15 protein-coding genes and 2 pseudogenes are annotated in these 20890 nt (G+C 72.6%); 9 read left to right on the top strand and 8 right to left on the bottom strand.

What is annotated here, in order from left to right; genetic code table 11:
- Positions 1-153: pseudogene (locus ACWCSV_RS33470) on the top strand (MerR family transcriptional regulator); the annotation flags it as partial.
- A gap of 401 nt (positions 154-554) precedes the next feature.
- Entirely contained in the window at positions 555-1397 is an 843-nt protein-coding gene (locus ACWCSV_RS33465; RefSeq protein ID WP_451148831.1) for an RNA polymerase sigma factor SigF, read from the top strand.
- Between the two features lie 186 nt (positions 1398-1583).
- Here ACWCSV_RS33465 and ACWCSV_RS33460 read toward each other — a convergent pair whose 3' ends face one another.
- Positions 1584-2321 carry a FadR/GntR family transcriptional regulator gene (locus ACWCSV_RS33460; RefSeq protein ID WP_451148827.1) on the bottom strand — a complete coding sequence of 246 codons (738 nt, stop codon included), beginning with the start codon at positions 2319-2321 and terminating at the stop codon, positions 1584-1586.
- Between the two features lie 255 nt (positions 2322-2576).
- Here ACWCSV_RS33460 and ACWCSV_RS33455 point away from each other — a divergent pair, with 255 nt between their 5' ends.
- The 7 genes from ACWCSV_RS33455 to ACWCSV_RS33425 all read left to right on the top strand — a co-directional run bounded on the left by ACWCSV_RS33455 (position 2577) and on the right by ACWCSV_RS33425 (position 9375).
- On the top strand, positions 2577-3497 hold the full coding sequence (locus tag ACWCSV_RS33455) for an AEC family transporter (RefSeq protein WP_451148825.1): 921 nt from the start codon (positions 2577-2579) through the stop codon (positions 3495-3497).
- Positions 3498-3593: 96 nt separating this feature from the next.
- Positions 3594-4565 carry a DUF2510 domain-containing protein gene (locus ACWCSV_RS33450; RefSeq protein WP_451148823.1) on the top strand — a complete coding sequence of 324 codons (972 nt, stop codon included), beginning with the start codon at positions 3594-3596 and terminating at the stop codon, positions 4563-4565.
- A gap of 176 nt (positions 4566-4741) precedes the next feature.
- Complete coding sequence (locus ACWCSV_RS33445) at positions 4742-5578, top strand: Cof-type HAD-IIB family hydrolase (RefSeq protein WP_451148821.1); 837 nt, start codon at positions 4742-4744, stop codon at positions 5576-5578.
- A gap of 219 nt (positions 5579-5797) precedes the next feature.
- Complete coding sequence (locus ACWCSV_RS33440) at positions 5798-6715, top strand: ABC transporter ATP-binding protein (protein ID WP_451148819.1); 918 nt, start codon at positions 5798-5800, stop codon at positions 6713-6715.
- 11 nt (positions 6716-6726) lie between these two features.
- Positions 6727-7467: an ABC transporter permease gene (locus tag ACWCSV_RS33435; RefSeq protein WP_451148817.1), complete on the top strand. Its 741-nt coding sequence runs from the start codon at positions 6727-6729 to the stop codon at positions 7465-7467.
- A gap of 4 nt (positions 7468-7471) precedes the next feature.
- Positions 7472-8755, top strand: coding sequence for a sensor histidine kinase (locus ACWCSV_RS33430; RefSeq protein ID WP_451148815.1), 1284 nt, complete (start codon positions 7472-7474; stop codon positions 8753-8755).
- Positions 8752-9375, top strand: coding sequence for a response regulator (locus ACWCSV_RS33425; RefSeq protein ID WP_451148813.1), 624 nt, complete (start codon positions 8752-8754; stop codon positions 9373-9375). The genes ACWCSV_RS33430 and ACWCSV_RS33425 overlap by 4 nt, the downstream gene beginning before the upstream one ends.
- Before the next feature lie 67 nt (positions 9376-9442).
- On the opposite strand, the gene ACWCSV_RS33420 is transcribed toward ACWCSV_RS33425, so the two are convergent.
- The 7 genes and pseudogenes from ACWCSV_RS33420 to ACWCSV_RS33390 all read right to left on the bottom strand — a co-directional run bounded on the left by ACWCSV_RS33420 (position 9443) and on the right by ACWCSV_RS33390 (position 20879).
- Positions 9443-10249, bottom strand: a complete 807-nt coding sequence (locus ACWCSV_RS33420; RefSeq protein WP_451148811.1) for a thioesterase II family protein — start codon at positions 10247-10249, stop codon at positions 9443-9445.
- A gap of 10 nt (positions 10250-10259) precedes the next feature.
- A pseudogene (locus ACWCSV_RS33415) lies at positions 10260-13442 on the bottom strand (type I polyketide synthase); the annotation flags it as partial.
- Between the two features lie 5 nt (positions 13443-13447).
- On the bottom strand, positions 13448-14683 hold the full coding sequence (locus tag ACWCSV_RS33410; RefSeq protein ID WP_451148809.1) for an HAD-IIIC family phosphatase: 1236 nt from the start codon (positions 14681-14683) through the stop codon (positions 13448-13450).
- Positions 14684-14846: 163 nt separating this feature from the next.
- On the bottom strand, positions 14847-15986 hold the full coding sequence (locus ACWCSV_RS33405) for an acyl-CoA dehydrogenase family protein (RefSeq protein WP_451148807.1): 1140 nt from the start codon (positions 15984-15986) through the stop codon (positions 14847-14849).
- Complete coding sequence (locus tag ACWCSV_RS33400; protein WP_451148805.1) at positions 15983-16255, bottom strand: acyl carrier protein; 273 nt, start codon at positions 16253-16255, stop codon at positions 15983-15985. The genes ACWCSV_RS33405 and ACWCSV_RS33400 overlap by 4 nt, the downstream gene beginning before the upstream one ends.
- Positions 16256-16357: 102 nt before the next feature.
- Positions 16358-17212 (bottom strand): 3-hydroxyacyl-CoA dehydrogenase family protein, encoded by an 855-nt coding sequence (locus tag ACWCSV_RS33395; protein ID WP_451148803.1) that lies wholly within the window; start codon positions 17210-17212, stop codon positions 16358-16360.
- Positions 17205-20879, bottom strand: coding sequence for a type I polyketide synthase (locus tag ACWCSV_RS33390; protein ID WP_451148829.1), 3675 nt, complete (start codon positions 20877-20879; stop codon positions 17205-17207). Before ACWCSV_RS33390 ends, ACWCSV_RS33395 begins: the two co-directional genes overlap by 8 nt.
- Positions 20880-20890 lie beyond the last annotated feature (11 nt).

The following is a 20890-nucleotide window of genomic DNA, read 5'->3' as shown; positions in this document are numbered from 1 at the left end:
GCCGCCCGCGCCCGCGAACTCGTCGACCAGGGCACCCCCATCGACGCCGCCTGCCGCATCATCATCCTCGAAGACCAGCTCGAAGAAGCACAACGCATCAACGCCGAACACCAGCGCACCCACCCCGTCGCCGGCCCGGCAGGCACCGGATGACCGCTGCGGGCAGCCGCGTGAAAGCGGGCCCCGAACCTGCCCAGGCCGCGCCCCGGTTCTCCACGGCCTTGCTGGTCAGGGGCACCGCGGCCGGGCCGTCGCAGGGCCGGCGGATTGGCTGGGTGCGCGTGTGAACCCGAGGGGTGGGAGGTGCGGGGCCGACAATGCGGTGCGATCGCGGCGGCGCTGCGCGCGCAGGCTGTGACACACGGCCTCTTCGATCCATCGCCGGCCGGATCGATGGCGACACCTCAGAGATTCTTTCGAGAGAAGCAGGAATGGCCTCCGGGCGGCGGGGCAAAGGACCGCGCGTAGGAGTGCACGAGAAGGAGGATGACACCATGACGGCTGTGTCGGCGCGAACCGCCGCGGAGAGCAACGTGCTCACGGAGCCGTGCGGCATGACCGGTGTGGGCACACGGTCCGCGGTGGAGGATCTGCCGTGGGTCGAAAACGCCGGGAAGATCGCTCCCCAGGACGCGCGGTCCCTGTCGAAGGTGTTCTTCGACCGTCTCCGGACGCTGGAGGAAGGCACCCAGACCTACCAGTACGCGCGCAACACGCTCATCGAGATGAACCTCTCCCTCGTCCACTACGCCGCGCAGCGCTTCCGCAACCGTGCCGGAGACGACACCGAGGACATCATCCAGGTCGGCACGATCGGCCTGATCAAGGCCATCGACCGCTTCGACCTGTCACGCGAAGTCGAGTTCACCACCTTCGCGATCCCGTACATCGTGGGCGAGATCAAGCGGTTCTTCCGCGACACCACCTGGTCCGTCCACGTCCCCCGGCGCCTGCAGGAGCTGCGGGTCGAGCTCGCCAAGGCCAAGGAGACGCTCTCCGTCAGGCTCGACCGGGACCCGACGGTCAAGGAGCTCGCCGCCCACCTCGACCTGAGCGAGGAGGAGGTCGTCGAAGGACTCGTGGCCGCCAACGGGTACTCGGCCGGCTCGCTCGACGTACCCTCCTCCGACGGCGACGACGGGCGCCAGCAGCGCGGCTACGCCGAGGTGCTCGGCGACTGGGACACGGCGATGGAGACCTTCGAGAACCTCCACGACCTGGCCCCGCACCTGGAGCGACTCGACGAACGCGAGCGCCTCATCGTCCGGATGCGCTTCGGTGCCGAGATGACGCAGGCCCAGATCGGCGCGGAACTCGGCATCTCCCAGATGCACGTCTCCCGCCTGCTGAACCGCATCCTGCGCAAGCTCCGCGAAGGCATGAGCGTCGTGGCCTGACCTCGCGTCCATCTCCCTCATCGGCCCCCGGACATGCGCAAGCCACCCGGGGGCCGTTGATCATGCCCTGCGGCTTCCCGCGGCGGAGCCATCCGGGACGCCCCACTGACGCGACTCCCGTTTCCCCACGAGCCCAACGAGCATCCAAGCCGGCAGCCGGACCGGCAGAGGGTTCCGTTGGGACCTTTATCCCCTGTCGGCTTCCTTGTCGTCGACGAGCGTGCCGTGCAGGCTGCGGATGTGGCGCTCGGCCAGGTCGGCCGCCTCCCCGCCCCGTCCGGCGCGTACCAGCCGCAGCAGTTCGGTGTGTTCGGCGTTGAGCGCGGCGGCGGTGGCCGGCCAGTCCTCGGCCTCCTCCAGCGCCCGCAGGATCAGCGGCCGTACGGATTCGCGCACGGCGGAGGTGAGGGTGGAGGTCAGCGCGTTGCCCGAGCAGCGGGCGATCCGCACGTGGAAGCGGGTGTCCAGGTCGTTGAAGGCGGTGACGCCGACGCCCGGCGCCGCCATCCCCGCGACCAGGGACTCGGCCTCGTCGAGGTCCTCGTCGCGGGCGTGGGTGACGGCGGCCTCGAAGCCGGACCGCTCCAGGACGACCCGCGCCTCCATGACGTCCTCCAGGCTGTAGCTGCCCAGCGCGAAGTGCAGCCGGAGCAGCCGTCCGAGCGCGTCGTCCGGGTTGCGCACGATCCGCGCCCCGGAGTCGGGCCCCCGGCCGGGCTGGGCCACCAGGACGCCGATGGTCTCCAGGACCCGCAGCGCCTCGCGCAGGGCGGACCGGCTGACGCCGAGCACCGGGGCGAGCTCGCGCTCCGGCGGCAGGCGGTCGCCCGCCTTGAGTTCCCCGGCGAACACCCGCTCCTCGATGCTCCGCAGGACGAGTTCGTGGGTACGGGACTGCCGTACGGGCTCCCATTCGACGGGCATCCGTCACTCCCTGCTCGGGCCGGTCGCACCGGCGGTCCGCGTCCGCGCCGGGAACGGCCGTCGCCGCCCGGGCCCGGGATCACTCGGCCCGACTATGTCACACACGTCCTGTGGTCGGACCAAAGAGCGGAGGTGATCGGTGACGCCTTGTGCGGAAGGCCCCACGCTCCATAACGTTGCGTGTATGCAGCACCGAAAACCGCCGGCCCGCGCCGCTCTCCGCCCCGCTCCCCTCCGTCCCGCCGCCGGCCGCCGATGACCGGCGTGCTGGAGGGTTTCGGTGTCATCGCGAGCATCATCGCCGTCGGCTATCTGATCGGCCGGTCGGGCCTGCTGGGTGAGCACGGGCAGCCCGTACTCACCCGGCTCTCCTTCCACGTGGCCTCGCCCGCCCTGCTGTTCACCACGATGACCAGGGCCGACCTGTCGGTCATGGTGTCGCTGCCCCTGCTGGTGACCGCGCTCTCCACCCTGGTGGTGGCGGGCGTCTTCGTCGCCGTCGGGGCCGTACGCGGCTGGAGCGTGGGCCGTACGACGATAGGCGCCCTCTGTTCCTGTTACGTCAACGCCGGAAACCTCGGCATCCCCATCGCCGTGTACGTACTGGGGGACGCCACCCTCATCGCGCCGATCCTGCTCTTCCAGCAGCTGGTCGTCTCCCCCGTGGCCCTCACCGTCATCGAGACCTCGCGCCCCGGCGAACGGGACTCCCTGGTCCGGCTGCTGACCACACCGTTCCGCAACCCGATCGTCCTGGCCTCGCTCGCCGGGGTCCTGGTCAGCGTCCTGGGATGGCACGTCCCCGGGCCCGTAATGGAACCGGTGACGCTGATCGCCGGCATCGCGGTGCCGGGTGTGCTGCTCGCCTTCGGCATCTCGCTGCGCGGCAGCGAGCTGCCCGGTCGCGGCACGGAGCGGGGACCGGTGCTGCTCTCGGTGGCGCTGAAGAGTTTCGCCCAGCCGCTCACCGCCTGGGCGCTCGCCGCCGGGGTGTTCGGCCTCGAGGGCGCACCCTTGTTCGCGGTGGTGGTGACCAGCGGTCTTCCTGCCGCCCAGAACCTCTTCACGTACGCCTCGCACTACGGGACGGGCGTGCGGCTGGCCCGGGAGTCGATCCTGCTCTCGACGGTGCTCGCGGCGCCGGTCACGGTCACCACGGCGGCCCTGCTGGGCTGAGCGGGCGGCGGTTTCGCGGCATGCTCCGGCTGGTGCTGAGAGAAAGAACACCAGCCATTTCATGTGATTCTCACTCAGTCCGCATACGGTACGCGTGTGAACCAGACGAGCCCGCCCGGCTGGCATCCAGACCCCGGGTATTCAGGAATAGGCCCCGCGCAGGAGCGCTGGTGGGACGGCACCCAGTGGACCGACCAGCTCCGCGTGGCACCCGCAGCCGTCCGTAGCCGCCGTATCCGCGTCGGCGTCGGCATCACCGTCGGCGTGGTGGTTCTCGCCGCCGTCGGCGGTGGCGCGTACGCGCTGGGGCACGGCGACGGAAAGCAGTCCGCCTCGTCGGTCGCGCGGTCGGACGGCCCGCCGTCCGGCGGCAACGGCCGCGAGGGCGCGCCGGGCGGCAGCGGCGAGAGCGGCGGCGGCTACGGCGGTGGCCAGAACGGCGGCAGCGGCGGTGACGGCGGCAGCGGCCAGAACGGCGACGGCAGCGGCGGCCAGGACCAGGCGCCCCAATCGCCGCAGATCCCGACCGAGGACGGCTACGCGACCGACATCGCCAGCGGCATCAGCCTGCCGGTGCCGGACGGCTGGACCGGCGAGTCCGGCACGGTCGGTGCGAACCTGACGACCGGCGAGTACGCCTGCCCCGGCGACGCCGACCAGCAGTGCGTGCGCGGAGGGGTGTTCTCGGCCCCTGCGGCCGCTCTGAAGAACACGGAGAAGACCGCCGAGGCGGCCGCGAAGAAGGACATCTCGGTCAATGCCGAGGAGTCCTACGGAGCGGACCTCTACGAGGGCATCACCTCCCACCAGCAGCTCAAGTCCGAGGCCGTCACCGTGGCGGGCCAGAAGGGCTACCTGGTGCGCTGGAAGGTGGTCACGAAGAAGGGCGACGACGGGTACGTCGAATCGCTCGCCTTCCCCTCCCCCAACAGCAAGGACCTGATGGTCGTCGTCCGGTCCGGGTTCGACATCAACGCCCAGGCGCCCAAGCTCTCCGTGCTGGACACCATCACCAAGGGCATCAAGGCCGCCTCGGTGAGCGGCTCGGGGACCGGGCAGACCGCGTAGGCCCTGCCCGGCGGTCCTCGTCGGGCCGGCGGTGTCAGGTGGTTCGGGCGGAGGGCGGTTTCGCCCCCGACCGATCCGCCGGGCACCGCCCGAGGCGTACCCGGCCCCCGCCACGGCCGCCGGAGGGCGTGCGGGTTACCGTGCGGACGCCCCGCCCGTCGAACCCCAGGATCACCATGAGCACCCGCCACGACACGCGTCCGCCCGCCGTCCCCGACATCCGGCTCATCGTCACGGACATGGACGGCACCCTGCTGGACGCCGACGGCAACGTACCGGTGGGCCTGTGGCCCCTGCTGGAAGAACTGGGCCGGCGCGGCATCGTCTTCAGCCCGGCCAGCGGCCGCCAGTACGCCACACTGGCCCACCTGTTCGAGGGCGCGGACGAGGGCATGGTCTACATCGCCGAGAACGGTGCCCTCGTCGTACGCGACGGTGTCGAGCTGTCGTCCGACCCGATCGACCCGGCGGTCTCCGCGCGGCTGGTCACCTGCGTCCGGCAGCTGGCCGCGGAGGGCCGGGACGTCGGCGTGGTGGTCTGCGGGAAGCGCTCGGCGTACATCGAGCGCCGCGACGAGGCGTTCCTCGCCGAGGTCGCCACGTACTACCGGGCGCACCGCGTCGTGGACGACGCGACCGCGGTCGACGACGAGATCATCAAGGTCGCCGTCCTCGACTTCGGCGGGGCCGAGAACGGCTCCGCCCGCGCTCTGGAGGCGTTCTCCGGCACCCATCAGGTGGTCGTCTCGGGCGAGCTCTGGATCGACGTCATGAACCGCACCGCCGACAAGGGCGCGGCCGTGCGCCGCCTCCAGCAGCGCCTGGGCATCGGACCGGAGCAGACCATGGTGTTCGGGGACTACCTCAACGACCTGGAGATGCTCGACACCGCGGACTGGTCGTTCGCCATGGCCAACGCCCACCCGGACATCCTCCGCCGCGCCCGCCACACGGCCCCGGCCCACACCGACGAGGGTGTCCTGCGCACCATCAAAAACGTGCTCGGGATCTGAACGTCCCACCGGGGTCGTGTGTTTGCCGGCGGACGGGGGTGACAGGCGGGGCAACGGACCACGACGCGGTTCTCGTCGGGGCCCGCCCGTGCCGCTGAGCCGGGGGCATCACCGCCCGCCATCAACCGATCGGTTGATGTCGGGCATCCACCGCGTCCCGCACCAGGTGTGGCCGTCCAGTCGATCCGGCGCACCGGTGCCGGCTGACACGCTGCTGTCATGGCAATCATCGAGGTGGAGAACCTCGTCAAGCGCTATGGCGACCACTCCGTACTGAACGGGGTCAGCTTCGCCGTCGAGCAGGGCGAGATCTTCGGCATCCTGGGGCCCAACGGGGCCGGCAAGACCACGACCGTCGAGTGCATCGAGGGGCTGCGCACCCCTGACGGCGGGGCGATCAGCGTCTGCGACATCGACCCGCAGAACGACGACGGCGAGCTGCGACAGCTGCTCGGCGTGCAGCTCCAGGAGAGCGAGCTGCCCGACAAGCTCAAGGTCGGAGAGGCGCTCGAGCTGTACAGCTCCTTCTACCGCCGGCCGGCGGACTGGCGGGAGCTGGCCGAGATCCTGAACCTCACCGGCAAACTCGGCACACAGTTCCGCCGACTGTCCGGCGGGCAGAAGCAGCGGCTGTCGATCGCGCTCGCGCTGCTCGGCACCCCCCGGGTCGCGGTGCTCGACGAGCTCACCACCGGTCTCGACCCGCAGGCGCGCCGCGACGTGTGGGGTCTCATCGAGCGCATCCGCGACCGGGGCGTGACGATCCTGCTGGTCACGCACTTCATGGAGGAGGCGGAGCGGCTCTGTGACCGGCTGGCCGTGATCGACACGGGCCGCGTCGTCGCGATCGACACTCCGGCCGGTCTGGTGTCGAGGGTCGACCAGGGGCAGCGGATCCGGTTCCGGCCGTCCGGGCCGCTGGACGAGGCCGCGCTGGCCGCACTGGCCGCGCTGCCGGAGGTCACCTCCGCCGAATGGGCCGGTCCCCAGGTCGTCGTCTCCGGCACCGCCGACTCGCTGCTCGCGGTGACCACCCTGCTCGCCGCCCGGCGGATCACCGCACTCGACCTGCGGGTCGAGCAGAACTCGCTGGAGGACGCGTTCGTCGCCCTCACCGGCCGCCCCGTCGAATCCTGAGGAGTACCACCATGTCCCCCTTGCTGCGGCTCACCGCCACCGAGACCAAACTCTTCCTCCGCGAGCCGATCGTCGTGTTCTTCGCGCTCGCGTTCGCCCCGGTCCTGCTCGTCGTGCTCGGCCTCATCCCGTCCATGCGGGAGAACAGCCCTGAGCTCGGCAACGTGCGGCCGATCACCCTGTACCTGCCGATCGTCGTCTCGATGGGCATCGCCCTGTTCGCGCTCAGCGGCCTGTCCCAGCTGTTCGCCTCCTACCGGGAGAAGGGCGTACTGCGGCGCATGCGGACCACTCCGGTCAAGCCGGGCGTGATGCTGGGCGCGCAGTTGCTGATGGCGACGGTGCTGTCCCTGGTGACGATGGTGGTCATGCTGGCCATCGGCCGGCTGGCGTTCGACGTGAACCTGCCGCGGAAGCTCCCGGCCTATCTGCTCAGCTACCTGCTGGTGGCGCTGGCCATGTTCGCGGTCGGTCTGCTGGTCGCCGCGCTCGCGCCGACCGGGCGGAGCGCGAGCGCGATGGGATCGCTGGTGTTCTTCCCGCTGGTGTTCTTCGCCGGTCTGTGGCTGCCGCGTGCGAAGATGAACGATGTCCTGCTGACGATCAGCGACTTGACGCCTCTCGGCGCCGGGGTGCAATCATTGCAGGACACCACCGCAGGGCACTGGCCGCAGCTGATCCACCTCGCCGCCATGCTGGGGTGGACGATCGTGGCCGGCGGCCTGGCCGCGCGATACTTCCGCTGGGAGTAGTTGGGTGAGCATCGAGGCCGAGCTGCGCGCGGAGTTCGATCACTGGGAGCGCACGGAGACCGCGACGTTCAAGGCGCTCCCGTATGTCCTGCTGGCGATCAGCACCGTGATCACGCTGTTGCAGCTGATCTGGCAGATGCCGATGCACGTCACCTGGGTGCTCGGGCTCTCCGCCGCCGCCGCGTTCTGGATGCTCTGCTTCCGTGCCCTCCCCTCTCGACGGCGTCAGAACCGCCGCCTGATGGGCGGGTACTACACCGGGCTGATGCTGCTGGCCGCCTGTCTGGTGGCCGTCGCACCGTGGTACGGCCTCTTCGCCTTCGTCGGCTACCCCCAGGCGTTCCAGTACCTGAGGGGTCGTCGGCGTTACGTCGGTGCCGCCGCCACCGCGATGGTCTCGGCGGCGGCGTTCATGGGGGGCGTGGCCGGCATCAACGCCGACCGCATGTGGTGGGCGTGGCTGGCCGTCGGTCTGATCTCGGCCGTGCTGGCGGGGGCGCTTTTCTACTTCGTCGAGATGGACGACCACCGCAACGCCAAACAGAAACAGGCCCTGCTCGAACTCCACGAGACCAACGTCAAGCTGGAGGCCGCGCTGGCGGAGAACGCCGGGCTCCACGCGCAGCTGATGGTCCAGGCCCGGGAGGCGGGCGTACTGGACGAACGGCAGCGGATGGCCCGGGAGATCCACGACACCCTCGCCCAGGGGCTGGCCGGCATACTGACCCAGCTCCAGGCCGCCGAACAGACCCTGGACGACCCCCGGGCGCTGGGCCGGCATCTGGCGAACGCGACGAACCTGGCCCGCGAGAGCCTCGTCGAGGCCCGCCGCACGGTCCACGCGGTGGAACCGGCGGTGCTTGCCGAGGCCCGGCTCCCCGACGCGATCGGCGAGGTGGCAAGGCGTTGGTCGGAGATCAACCATGTCGACACGGTGCTGACCACGACCGGTGACGCACGCCCGATGCACGCCGAGGTCGAGGTGACACTGCTGCGGACCGCGCAGGAGGCCCTGGCCAATGTCGCCAAGCACGCGCGGGCCGACCGGGTCGGGCTGACCCTGTCGTACATGGAGGACCTGGTGACCCTCGACGTGCGGGACGACGGCGTGGGCTTCGATCCGAACGCCAAGCGGGGCAACGGCTCCGCGAACGGCGGGTTCGGCCTCGCCGGCATGCGCCGGCGGGTGCAGCGCCTCGCGGGGCGGCTGGTCATCGAGTCGGAACCGGGTGGCGGGACCGCGATCTCCGCGGCCGTACCGGCCATCCCCGTAGGAGGTACGGATTGATCACGCTGCTGATCGTCGACGATCATCCGGTGGTACGCGACGGGTTGCGGGGCATGTTCACCGCCGATCCCCGTTTCGAGGTGCTCGGCGAGGCCGGTGACGGCGCGGAAGCGATCGCCGCGGCGGAGAAGCTGCGGCCCGACGTGATCCTCATGGATCTGCGGATGCCGAGGACCGACGGGGTCACCGCCATCAAGGAGCTGACGAAGCGCGGGGTGCCGGCGCGGGTGCTGGTGCTCACCACGTACGACACGGACAGCGACGTGGTGCCTGCCATCGAGGCCGGTGCCACCGGCTACCTGCTGAAGGACGCGCCGCGGGAAGAGCTGTTCCGCGCGGTGGAGGCGGCCTCGCAGGGACAGGCCGTGCTCTCCCCCACGATCGCGACCCGGCTCATGGGCCAGGTACGGCGGCCCGCGCCCGCGCCGCTCTCGGCGCGTGAGCTGGAAATCCTCGAACTGGTCGCCCAGGGGACGACGAACCGTGAGGCGGCGCGGAAGCTCTTCATCAGCGAGGCGACGGTCAAGACCCATCTCCTGCACCTGTACGCCAAGCTCGGCGTCAGCGACCGGGCGGCGGCCGTGGCCGCCGGGTTCTCGCACGGCTATCTGACCGCCTGACGGGCCGGAATCCGGTGCGAGGGTTCCTCCCGGACGTGTCCCGTCCGGGAGGAACCCTCGCGGTGCGTCATCGGCCGCCGGCGGCCGGGCTCGACGCGTCGACGGCTTCGGCCAGGTGGCCGTCCAGAAGGCCGATGACCCGGGGCATCTCGTCGACGAGGAAGAAGTGCCCGCCGGGGAAGACGTGGAGGTCGAACGCCCCGGTGGTGTGGGCGCGCCAGTCCTCAGCCTCGGCGACCGAGGTCTTGGGGTCGCGGTCGCCGGTCAGTGAGGTGATCGGGCAGGTGACGACAGCGTCCTCGCCCGCCCGGTAGGTCTCGATGGCACGGTAGTCGGCGCGGAGCGCCGGCATCGCGGCGGCCATCAGGTCGGGGTCGTCGAGAACGATGGACGAGGACCCGTCCAGGCGGCGGATCTCATCCGTGATCGCGTCGTCGCCGAGCAGGTGCACCCCGTCGGCCGGTCCCGGCCCGACCGCCGGGCCGCGGCGGCCGGACACGACCAGGCGGGCGGCGGGCCGTCCGGCCGCCTCGAAGCGGCGGGCCACCTCGAAGGCGACGACGGCGCCCATGCTGTGGCCGAACAGCACCAGGGGCAGCTCGGGCTGCCGGGCCAGCACCTCGTGGACACGGTCGGCCAGGACGTTCAGGTCGGCGACCGGCTCCTCGCGGCGGCGGTCCTGACGGCCCGGGTACTGGACGGCGAGGACCTCGACGCGATCGGCCGAGGCCAGGGCGAACGGGACGGGGCGGTAGAACGGGGCGGTGCCTCCCGCGTGCGGGAAGCACACCAGGCGGGCGGCGGGAGCCTCCGCCTTGCGGTAGCGGCGCAGCCACAGGTCGTCGTCGGCGGTGAGGTCGGGTCGGGTGGACATGGTTCTCCGTTCAGTGATCGCGGTCGGGGCCGATCTCGGCCTCGATGAGGGCGAGCAGTTCGTCGTCGGTGGTGTCGGACAGGGCGTCCGCGCGGAGCGCCGGGCCGGCGCCGCCACCGGTCCGGTCGCCGGACCGTCCCAGCATCGACTCCAGTCGGGCCAGGGCCCGCGCCCTGGCCGACGGGTCCTGGGCGGTGGCGAGCAGCTCTTCGAGGCTGTCGAGTGCCGCGGGGAGCGGGTCGGGGTGCAGTGCGGCGTACAGGTGGGACGCCAGGTCGGCGGGTGACGGGTGGTCGTACACCAGGCCCGTCGGCAGGGCGAGGCCGGTGGCGGACACGAGGCGGTTGCGCAGTTCGACGGCGAGGACGGAACCCAGTCCCTGTGACTTGAACGTGCGGGTGGGGTGCACGCCCCCGGGCCCGTCGTGGCCGAGGACCGCGGAGGCGTGGGCGCGTACGAGATCGAGCACGGCCCGTTCGGTGCCCGGGGCAGTGGCGGCCTGACCCGCGTCCGGGGCAGTGGCGGCCTGACCCGCGTCCGGGGCCGCGGGCGCGGGTCCGGCGGCGTCGGGACGGGCCGGGACCGGCTGTCCGGCGGCCAGCCAGTGGTGGGTACGCCGGAAGGGGTACGTAGGCAGGTCCACGGACCGCCCGGTCGCGGGCAGGACCGTCCTCCAGTCGACCGGTACTCCCCGGACGTGGGCCTCCGCCAGCGAGGCCAGGAGGCGGTCGGAGCCGCCGTCCGCACGTCTCAGAGTACCGACGGCCGGCCCGGCGTCGATGCCGCCGACCAGCAGCGGATGCGGGGACGCCTCGACGAAGGCGCCGTGGCCGGAGGCGGTGAGCACCCGGACGGCCCGGTCGAATTCGACGGTCCCGCGCAGGCTGTCGTACCAGTAGTCAGGCCCCGCGTCCGGTCCGGCGAGCCACTCCCCGGTCAGTGCGGAGACCATCGGGACCCGGGCCGGGCCCGGCTCGATGCCCTTCAGGGCGGTGAGGATCTCCTCGCGCAGTTCGTCCACGTGAGCGCTGTGCGAGGCGTAGTCGACGGGGATCGTCCGGGTGCGCACCGTCTCGCCGTACGCGTCGGCCAGCTCCCGCAGGGCGCCGGGTTCGCCTGACACCACCGTGGCCGAGGGGCCGTTCACCGCCGCGACCGACAGCCGCTCCCCGAACGGCGCGAGCCGCGCGCGGACCGTGTCCACCGGTTCGGCGACGGAGAGCATCCCGCCACGCCCGGCGAGCGCCCTCAGCGCGCGGCTGCGCAGCGCCACCACCTTCGCCGCGTCCGCCATCGAGAGGATGCCCGCCACGGTCGCGGCTGCGATCTCGCCCTGCGAGTGGCCCACCACCGCGTCCGGTGTCACGCCGGCCGCCTCCCACACCGCGGCCAGCGACACCATCACCGCCCACAGCGCCGGCTGTACCACGTCGGCGGCGTCGAAGCCGTGCCGCCCGGCCAGGACATCGTCCAACTGCCAGTCCACGTACGGCGCGAGGGCCTGTGCGCACTCTTCCAGCTTCCCCGCGAAGGCGGGTGAGACCTCCGCCAGCCCGCGGCCCATTCCCACCCACTGACCGCCCTGGCCGGGAAAGACGAACGCTGTCCGCCCCGGCCCGCCGGGGCGGACGGCGCCGGTGACGACCGCGGCGGAGGGCAGGCCGGCCGCGAGGGCCGTCAGCCCGTCCCGCAGCCGGGGGCCGAGCAGCACGGCGCGGTGTTCGAGCGCGGCGCGGGTCGTGGCGAGGGACCAGGCCACCTCCTGGTCCGACAGGTCCGGACGGGCCGCCAGATGCGCCCTCAGCCGGTCGGCCTGTGCTGCCAGGGCGTCGGGTGTACGGGCGGCGAGCAGCCAGACGGGTGCGGCACCGTCCAGTGGCGCGACGCCGTCGGCGGCGACGGCTGCCGCCGGGGCCGGCTCGGCCGGGGCGGCCTCCAGGACGACGTGGGCGTTGGTGCCGCCGATGCCGAAACCCGACACGCACGCGCGCGGCGGGTGTTCGGTGTCGGGCCAGGGTGTCGTCCCGGTCAGCAGCCGGACCTCGCCGTCCCCCCAGGGGACGGCCGGCGTGGGCTCCGTGATGTGCAGCGACTCGGGGAGCGTACGGTGCCGCAGGGCGAGGACCGTCTTGATGACGCCGGCGACGCCCGCCGCGGCGAGGGTGTGGCCGAGGTTGGACTTCACGGAGCCGACCAGCAGCGGGCGTCCGTGCGCCCGGTCGCGGCCGTAGGCGTCCAGCAGGGCACCCGCCTCGACACGGTCGCCCAGCCGGGTACCCGTACCGTGCGCCTCGACGGCGTCGATGTCCGCGGGGGCCAGCTCCGCGTCGGCGAGCGCGGCGTGGATGACCTCGCGCTGGGCCTCGCCGTTCGGAGCCGTGAGGCTGTGGCTGGCGCCGTCGGAGTTGACGGCCGAACCGCGGATCACCGCCAGCACCGGGTGGCCCAGGCGGTGTGCCCGCTCCAGCCGTTCCACGACGAGCACACCGGCTCCCTCGGACCAGGAGACGCCGTCCGCGTCGGCCGAGAAGGGCTTGCAGCGGCCGTCCGGGGCCAGACCGCCCAGCGCGGTGAACGCGAGGTGGTAGCCGGGCGTCGTCATCACCGTCACCCCGCCGGCCAGCGCCAGTTCGCACCGGCCGCTGCGCAGCCCTTCGACGGCCAGGTGCAACGCCACCAGGGAGCTGGAGGCCGAGGTGTCGACGGTGAGCACGGGACCGACCAGGCCGAGGGTGTAGGCCAGCCGCCCGCTGATGACGCTGGGGGCCGTGCCGGTGAACAGCACGCCGGCGAGGTCGGCGGGCGCCTCGTGCAGCGGGGGGCCGTAGGGCCGGGCCTCGGCTCCGAGGAAGACCCCGGTGCGCGAACCCCTCAGGCCGGCGGGGTCGATGCGGGCGTGTTCCAGCGCTTCCCAGCCCACCTCGAGGGCGAGCCGCTGCTGCGGGTCCATCGCGTCGGCCTCGCGCGGGGAGAGGTCGAAGAACGCGGCGTCGAACCGGGTCGCGCCGTCGAGGAACCCCCCGCGGTCGGTGGCGCAGCGCCCGTCACGGCGCAGCGCGTCGAGGTCCCAGCCGCGGTCGGTGGGGAACGGGCCCGCGACGGTGCGGCGTTCGACGAGTGCCTGCCACAGGTCCTCGGGCGAGTCGATGCCTCCGGGGTAGCGGCAGGCCATACCGATCACGGCCAAGGGCTCGGAGGTCATGGGCGGGCTCCGCCCGTGGAGTCCGCGGGGCCGAGGGCGGGGGCCTCGACACGCACCGTGGTGGAGACCGGCCGGCGGTCGGCCACCAGGTGCCGGAACTCGATGCCGGCACGCCCGGCACCGGCCGTCACGGCGGGACCGGCCGTCACGGCGGCACCGGCCGTCACGGCGGGGCCGGATGGACCGGCGGGGCCGGATGGACCGGCGGTATCACCCGGCCCGGTGGAACCGGCGGAGGCCGCGGTGGGCTCGGCGGGCAGCTCGGCGAGGCAGTCGCAGGCCTCGTCGGTGAAGCCGGCGAACCGGTAGGCGATCTCCATCATCCGGTTGCGGTCGGTACGGCGGAAGTCGGCGGCGAGGTGGACGCCGGCCGCGGCCGCCTCGCCGATCAGCCAGTCGAGCAGGACGGCGCCCGCCCCGAAGGAGACCACCCGGCAGGAGGTGGCCAGCAGTTTCAGGTGCCAGACCCGCTGGTGGTAGCCGACGAGCAGGACGCCGACGGCGCCGTGCGGACCGAAGCGATCGGTGAGGGCGACGGTGAGGACCTCGTGCGCCGGGTCCGCGATCAGCGACTTCAGGTCGGCGTCGGAGTAGTAGACGCCGGTGGCGTTCATCTGACTGGTGCGGAGAGTGAGCTCCTCGACGCGGGAGAGGTCGGCGTCGTCGGCCCGTTTGATCTCCATGACCAGGTCCAGCGAACGGAGGAACTCCTTGTCCGGGCCGGTGAACTCCTCGCGCTCGGCGGTCCGCCGGAAGCCCGCCTGGTACATGCTGCGGCGGCGGGCACCGTCGACGGTGACGACCGGGGGGCTGAACTCGGGGAGAGTGGTGAGCTCCGAGGCCTGTGCCGCGTCGAAGCAGCGGACCTCGGGGTGGTGGTGGGCGACCTCGGCCCGCTCGGCCGGCTGGTCGTCTATGAAGGCGATGGCCTCCATGGCGAAGTTCAGCCGGTCGGCTATCTCCTTGACCGACCGGGACTTGGGGTGCCAGCCGATCTGCGGCAGGACGAAGTACTCGGCGATCCCGAGGGCCTCCAGCCGCTGCCAGGCGTGGTCGTGATCGTTCTTGCTGGCCACGGCCTGCAGGATGCCGCGGGCGTCGAGCTCGACGACGGTACGGCGGATCTCCTCGGGCAGCACCACCTCGTGGTCCTCCAGGAGAGTGCCCCGCCACAGAGTGTTGTCCAAGTCCCAGACCAGGCACTTGACGAGGGTGGGTGGTACGTCGGACACGGAGTGCTCCTTCGGATTCCAACCGTTGTCGTGTTCGCGGTGTCGTCGGGTTCGCGGGGGTTCGACGGGTGCTTCGGGTGCGTCTGGATCGCTGAGTGCTTCGGGATCGCTGGTCTGCGGTGTTCGCGGGGTCGTGGTGTTCGCGGGGTCGTGGTGGCCCGGCTCAGTGGCGGTCGAGGGCGTGCCGGGCGAGGATCAGCTGCGAGATCTCGGTACTGCCTTCGATCAGTTCCATCGCTTTGGCGTCCCGGTAGGCGCGGGCCACCACGTGGCCGTCGGTGAAGCCGCGCGAGGCGAGCACCTGGACCGCGGTCGCGGCGCCGCGCGCCGCGTGGGTGGCTGCGACCTGCTTGGCCAGTACCGCGGTCACCGCCGCGTCCGGGGCGCCACGGTCCCACTGCTCGGCGGCGTGCCGACAGACCTGGGTGGCGATCCGCTCCGAGGTGTAGAGCTCGGCGATGTGCCGGGCCACGAGCTGGTGCTCGGCGATCGGACCGCCGCCCTGTTCACGGGTACGGGCGTCCTCGGCCGCGGCCGTGAGGCAGGCGCGCAGGATGCCCACGCAGCCCCAGGCCACCGACATCCGGCCGTAGGACAGGCCGACCGTGAAGAGCAGGGCGAGCGGCTGGCGGCCCCCGCCGAGCAAGGCGTCGGCCGGGATCCGGACGTCGTCGAGCACGATGCGGCAGTGCGTGGCGGCGCGGCAGCCCAGCGGGGCCGGTACGGGTTCGATACGGACTCCGGGGGCGTCGGCCGGCACCATCGCGGCGGCGCCGTCCGGACCGTCGCCGTAGCGGCCGACGACCATGACGAGGTCGGCGTACGCGGCCCCGGTGATCCACATCTTCTCGCCTGAGACGATCAGGTCGCCGCTGCCGTCGTCGGCCGGGCGGATGCGGGTCGTCATGCCGCTGAGGTCGGATCCCGCGCCCGGCTCGCTGAAGCCCACGCAGGCGAGCCGGCCACTGGTCAGCTGCCCGAGGTAGCGTCGGCGTTGCTCGCGGTCGCCGAACCGGCCCACGACCGCCGCGGCGATTCCCTGGACCGTCATGACGCTCCGCAGGGAGCTGCACAGGGCTCCGACGTGGGCAGCGAGTTCGCCGCTCTCCTGGGCCGTGCGACCGGGCCCGCCGAAGCGGGCGGGCGCCTCGGCGCAGAGCACCCCCATCGCGCCGAGCTTGCGCAGCAGTTCGACGGGAATCCGGCCGGCCGCGTCCCAGGCGGCCGGCCCGTCGCCGACCAGGGCGTCGATCGCGGCCGTGTCCCAGCCCGTGCTGTCCGCGCCGGTGGTGCGGCCGTTCACGGGGTCCCGGTCCCGCGCAGGCGCTGCACCATCGCGGCCATGGCGCGGATGCTGCGGAAGTTGTCCCGGCTCAGTTCGGCGCCGACGATCTCGATGTCGTACTCGTCCTCGAGGAACACCACCAGCTCCATGGCGAACATCGAGGAGATCGCGCCCGTGGCGAAGAGGTCCTGTTCGACCTCGGGTTCGGCGCCCGTACGTTCGACGAGAAAGGCGCTCAGCGCCTCCTCGACCGTGGTCGCCTCGGCTGCGTCGTTCGCGGTGGTCATCGTGTCCGTACCTTTCCTTGGTCCGTGATCTTTGGCCCGTGGTCCGTGGTCGGTCCGTGGTCGGTCCGTGGTCCGTTGCCGGCCGCCCGGGAAGCCCGGTGCTCAGCCGTACGAGTAGAAGCCCCGGCCGGTCTTACGGCCGTGGTGTCCGTCCCTGACCTTCTGGAGCATCAGCTCGCAGGGGTCGCACTCGGGGTCACCGGTGCGGTCGTGCAACACCCGCAGGGAGTCGACGAGGTTGTCGATGCCGATCAGGTCGGCCGTGCGCAACGGTCCTGTGGTGTGGCCGAGACATCCTTCGAGCAGCCCGTCCACCGTCTCGGCGGAGGCGACGCCCTCCTGCACGAGCATCGCCGCCCGGTTGATCAGCGGGTGCAGCAGCCGGTTGACGACGAAGCCCGGTGCGTCGTTGACGACCAGGGCCGTGCGGCCGAGCGCGGTGAGCAGCGAGGTGACCGCGGTCATCGTGGCGTCGCCGGTGGCCCGGCCGCGGATCACCTCGACCATGGTGATCAGGTAGGCCGGGTTCATGAAGTGCACACCGACGAGTTCGTCCCCGCGCGCGACCCACCCCGCCATCTCGTCGACGGGGATGCACGAGGTGTTGGATATCAGCAGGGTGCCGGGGGAGACCAGTGCGGAGACCTCGGTCAGCACCTTGCGCTTGACCTCGGTGACCTCGACGACGGCCTCGACGACCGCGGTCGCGCCGGCGATGTCGGCCGGCGCGGTGGTGGTGACCAGCGTGCCGTGCGGGCGGCCCGCGGGGAGGGCGTCCAGCAGCTGGGCGTGCTTAAGTTTGCGGCGGATCGCTGTCCGGGCCTCGGTCAGGGTCGGCTCGTCGACGTCGACGAGGGTGACGTCGACGCCGTGGCCGAGGGCGAGCGCGGCGATGTTGGTGCCCATGACCCCGCCGCCGACGACGGCGAGGCGGTGCTGTTCCTGACGGTCAGTCATCGTTGTTGTCCTCGGTGCTCGTGGTGGTCGCGCCGGCGGTGGCGCCGACGTGCGCGTCGAGCCAGGCTTCGACGGCTTGTGCGGTCGTCCCGGCGTGGGAGCCGATCATGGTGAAGTGGTCGCCCGGAACGGTCACCGAGGTGAGGTTGCCGGAGTAGCCCCACGGCAGGTCGACGGCGCCGTCGGCACCCTCGGGGGAACCGGGCTCCCCGCCGTGGCGGATCATCAGGGTCGGCAGTCGCGCGTCGTACGGGACGTGGTCGCGCCAGTCGTGGCCGTAGTAGTGGGCGAGCGCGGTCAGCCAGCTGTCGCCGCCGATGCCTCCCGCGTCGACGCCCCCCGGGTTGCCGAGGAGCACGGCGGCCGGCAGCGTGCCGAGGATCTCGTCCGGGGCGCCGGCCGACTGGGGGGCGAAGCTGTCCAGCAGCACCATCGCGGCGGGGCCGCGGCCCAGGTCGGCCAGGCGGGCCGCGAGGGCCTGCGCGACCAGTCCGCCGGAGGAGTAGCCGACGAGGACGAACGGGCCGGCCTCCGCCGCCGTCTCCGGGGCGGCGAGCAGGGTACGGGTGCACAGGTCGAGCAGCGCGTCCGGGTCGGCGGCCAGCGGCTCGCCCGCCGTGTAGCCGGGGATCACCGCGGAGAGGACGTGCCGGGGGCTGCGCAGACCCTGCACCAGGCGGACGAACTCCTGTGCGTCGCCGGCCCCGAACGAGGGCAGGCAGACGAGCGTCGGCGCGGCCGTGCCGGGGTGCCGGCGGGTGAGTGGGACCAGGGGCGGGATGCCTTCCAGCTCGTCCGTGCCGGCGAAGCTCGGCCGGAACCGGGCCAGCCCGGCGATCATCCGGACGGCGTCGGCCCCCCGGCCTAGGCGGTTCGCCCGCAGGTACAGGGCGGCCAGGGTCTCGGAGGCGGGCGCTTCGGAGGCGGGCGCTTCGGCGCCCCCAGTCCGCTCCGGACCGGTCCCGGTCTCCGGCCGGGCGGTCTCCGGGGCGGCGGTGAGCACGAAGCGGGGTGCGGTCCGCTCCGGCCCGCCGTCCGGTGGCGCCGGGTCTCCGGCGAGCCGCTCCCGCAGGTACGAGGCCGTCAGGGCGGGGGTGGGGTGGTCGAAGACCAGGGGGCCGGACAGCCGCAGTCCGGTGGCCGCCGCGAGGCGGTTGCGCAGCTCCAGGGCGCTCAGCGAGGTGAATCCCTGTTCCAGGAAGGTGGCGTCCGGGTCGACGGCTTCCGCGTCGGGGTGGCCGAGCGCGGCGGCCGCGTGCTCCCGGACCACCTCGAGCAGGACCGCCTCGCGTTCCCGCGTCGACCGCGCCCCGCCGAGCCGGGCGGACAGCCGGGCGGCGGCAGCCGACCGCTGTGATCCGGTGGCTTCGTCGTCCGCGAGCCCGTCCTCGGTGTCGTACGCGCCGTTCTTCTCCAGGACCCGCAGGGCGTCGGGAAGAGCGGACAGCAGGGGACTCGGCCGGTGCAGCGTGTACAGCGGCACGAACCGTTCCCAGTCGACGTCGGCGACGACGAGTTGCGTCGCGCCGTCGTCCAGCGCCTGGGCAAGTCCTTCGATGCCGTGTTCGGGAGCCATCGTGCGCAGCCCGTACGCGCTCAGCTGCTCACCGGCCTCCCCCGCGCCCATGCCCCCACCGCCCCACAGACCCCAGGCCACCGAGGTGGCCGCCAGTCCGGCCGCGCGCCGCCGCTCGGCCAGGGCGTCCAGCGCCGCGTTCGCGGCGCCGTACCCGGACAGCAGCCCACTGCCCCAGGTGGCGGCACCGGAGGAGAACAGCACGAAGGCGTCCAGCTCCAGTCCGCGCTCCGCCGCCAGCTCGTGGAGGTGGAGGGCACCGCCGACCTTCACCTCGCAGACCGTCTGCAGCCCGGCGTCGGTCAGTTCCGTGACCGGCGCCCCATGACCGGTTCCCGCGGAGTGCACGACGGCCGACAGTGCGGGGCCGGTGGCCGAGATGCGGTCCAGCAACGCTCCGACCGCGGGCCGTTCGGCGACGTCACAGGCGACGACCTCGACGGCGCTGCCCCGGGTGGCCAGCTCCGCCACCAGCGCGGGGACCCCGGCCGCGGCCGGGCCCGAGCGTCCGGCCAGCACCACACGCGGGGTGCCGCGCTCGGCCATCAACCGCGCCGTCCGGCCACCGATGAGGCCCGTACCGCCGGTGATCAGCGCGGTACCGCCGGTCCGCCACGGTCCGGCCGGGCCGGCAGTCGGGCGCGGCGCCCGCACCAAACGACGCCCGAGCGGTCCCGAGGCGCGGAGTGCCACCTGGTCCTGCGCCTGCGGACCTCCGGCGAGCAGCCCGGCCAACCGGTCCCCGGCCGCCGCGTCGAACTCGGCCGGGAGGTCGACCAGGCCGCCCCACTGCTTGGCCTGCTCCAGACCGGCCGTCTGTCCCCACGCCCACACCTGGGCCTGCGCCAGACTGGGTATCTCGCCCGGCAGCGCGGCCACGGCACCGCGGGTCAGCACCCACAGCGGCACGACCGGGCCGGCGTCGAGCATGGCCTGCAGGAGCGCGCTGGTGGCCGCCAGACCGGCCGGCACGCGAGGACGACCGGGCAGCGGGTTCTCGTCCAGCGCGAGGAGGGACACCACGCCGGCGACCTCGCCCACGCCACGCAGAACGTTGCCGAGCGTCGCGCGGTCCGCGGCCCCGGTCTCCAGCACCCTGACGTCCACGCCGCAGGCGGTCAACGCGCCGGCCACTCCACCGGCCGTCTCCGCCTCCGCCCGTCCGGTCACCAACAGCCATGTGCCGGACGGCACCACGCCCGACGGCCCGTCGAAGGGCTGCCACTCGACGCGATACCGCCAGTCGGCCACCGTCTGCCGGGGTGCCCGCTCGGGGAACACCGGCCAGTAGCGGCGATGCTGGAAGGCGTAGGTCGGCAGCTCGACACTTCCATCCCCGCTTCCGGCCGGCAGCAGGGCCGTCCAGTCCACGGGGACGCCCCGGGTGTACGCCTGGGCCAGCGAAAGCAGGAGGCGGCCGGCGCCACCGTCGTCACGGCGCAGTGTGTCGGCCACCACCGGGCCGTACGCCTCCAGGCTGTCGGTGATGGCCGGGGCCAACACGGGGTGAGGGGACACCTCGATGTAGACACCGTGGCCGGATACGGCGAGGGCGTGGACTGCACGGTCGAACTCGACGGTCTCGCGCAGGCTGTCGTACCAGTAGTCCGGTACCAGTTCGGGTCCGCGGAGCTGCGCGCCGGTGGTGGAGGAGACCATCGGAATCCGCCCCTCGCCGGGGGCTATGCCGTGGAGGACGGCGAGGATCTCCTCCTTCAGCTCGTCCACGTGCGCACTGTGCGAGGCGTAGTCCACCGGAATCATCCGCGCACGCGGCGACTCCCCACACGAATCAGCCAGCTCACGCAACGCGTCCGCATCACCGGACACCACCGTCGACGCCGGACCATTCACCGCCGCCACCGACAACCTCGTGCCGTACGACGCGATCCGCGCACGCACACCCTCCACCGGCTCAGCGATCGAGAGCATCCCACCCCGACCCGCCAACGCCGTCAGAGTCCGACTCCGCAGAGCCACCACCTTCGCCGCATCATCGAGGGACAAAATCCCCGCCACCACAGCCGCCGCGATCTCGCCCTGCGAATGACCCACCACCGCATCCGGCGACACACCCGCCGCCTCCCACACCGCGGCCAGCG

Source organism: Streptomyces sp. NPDC001770, from assembly GCF_053596135.1.
This window is presented reverse-complemented; position numbering and strand designations above follow the sequence as displayed.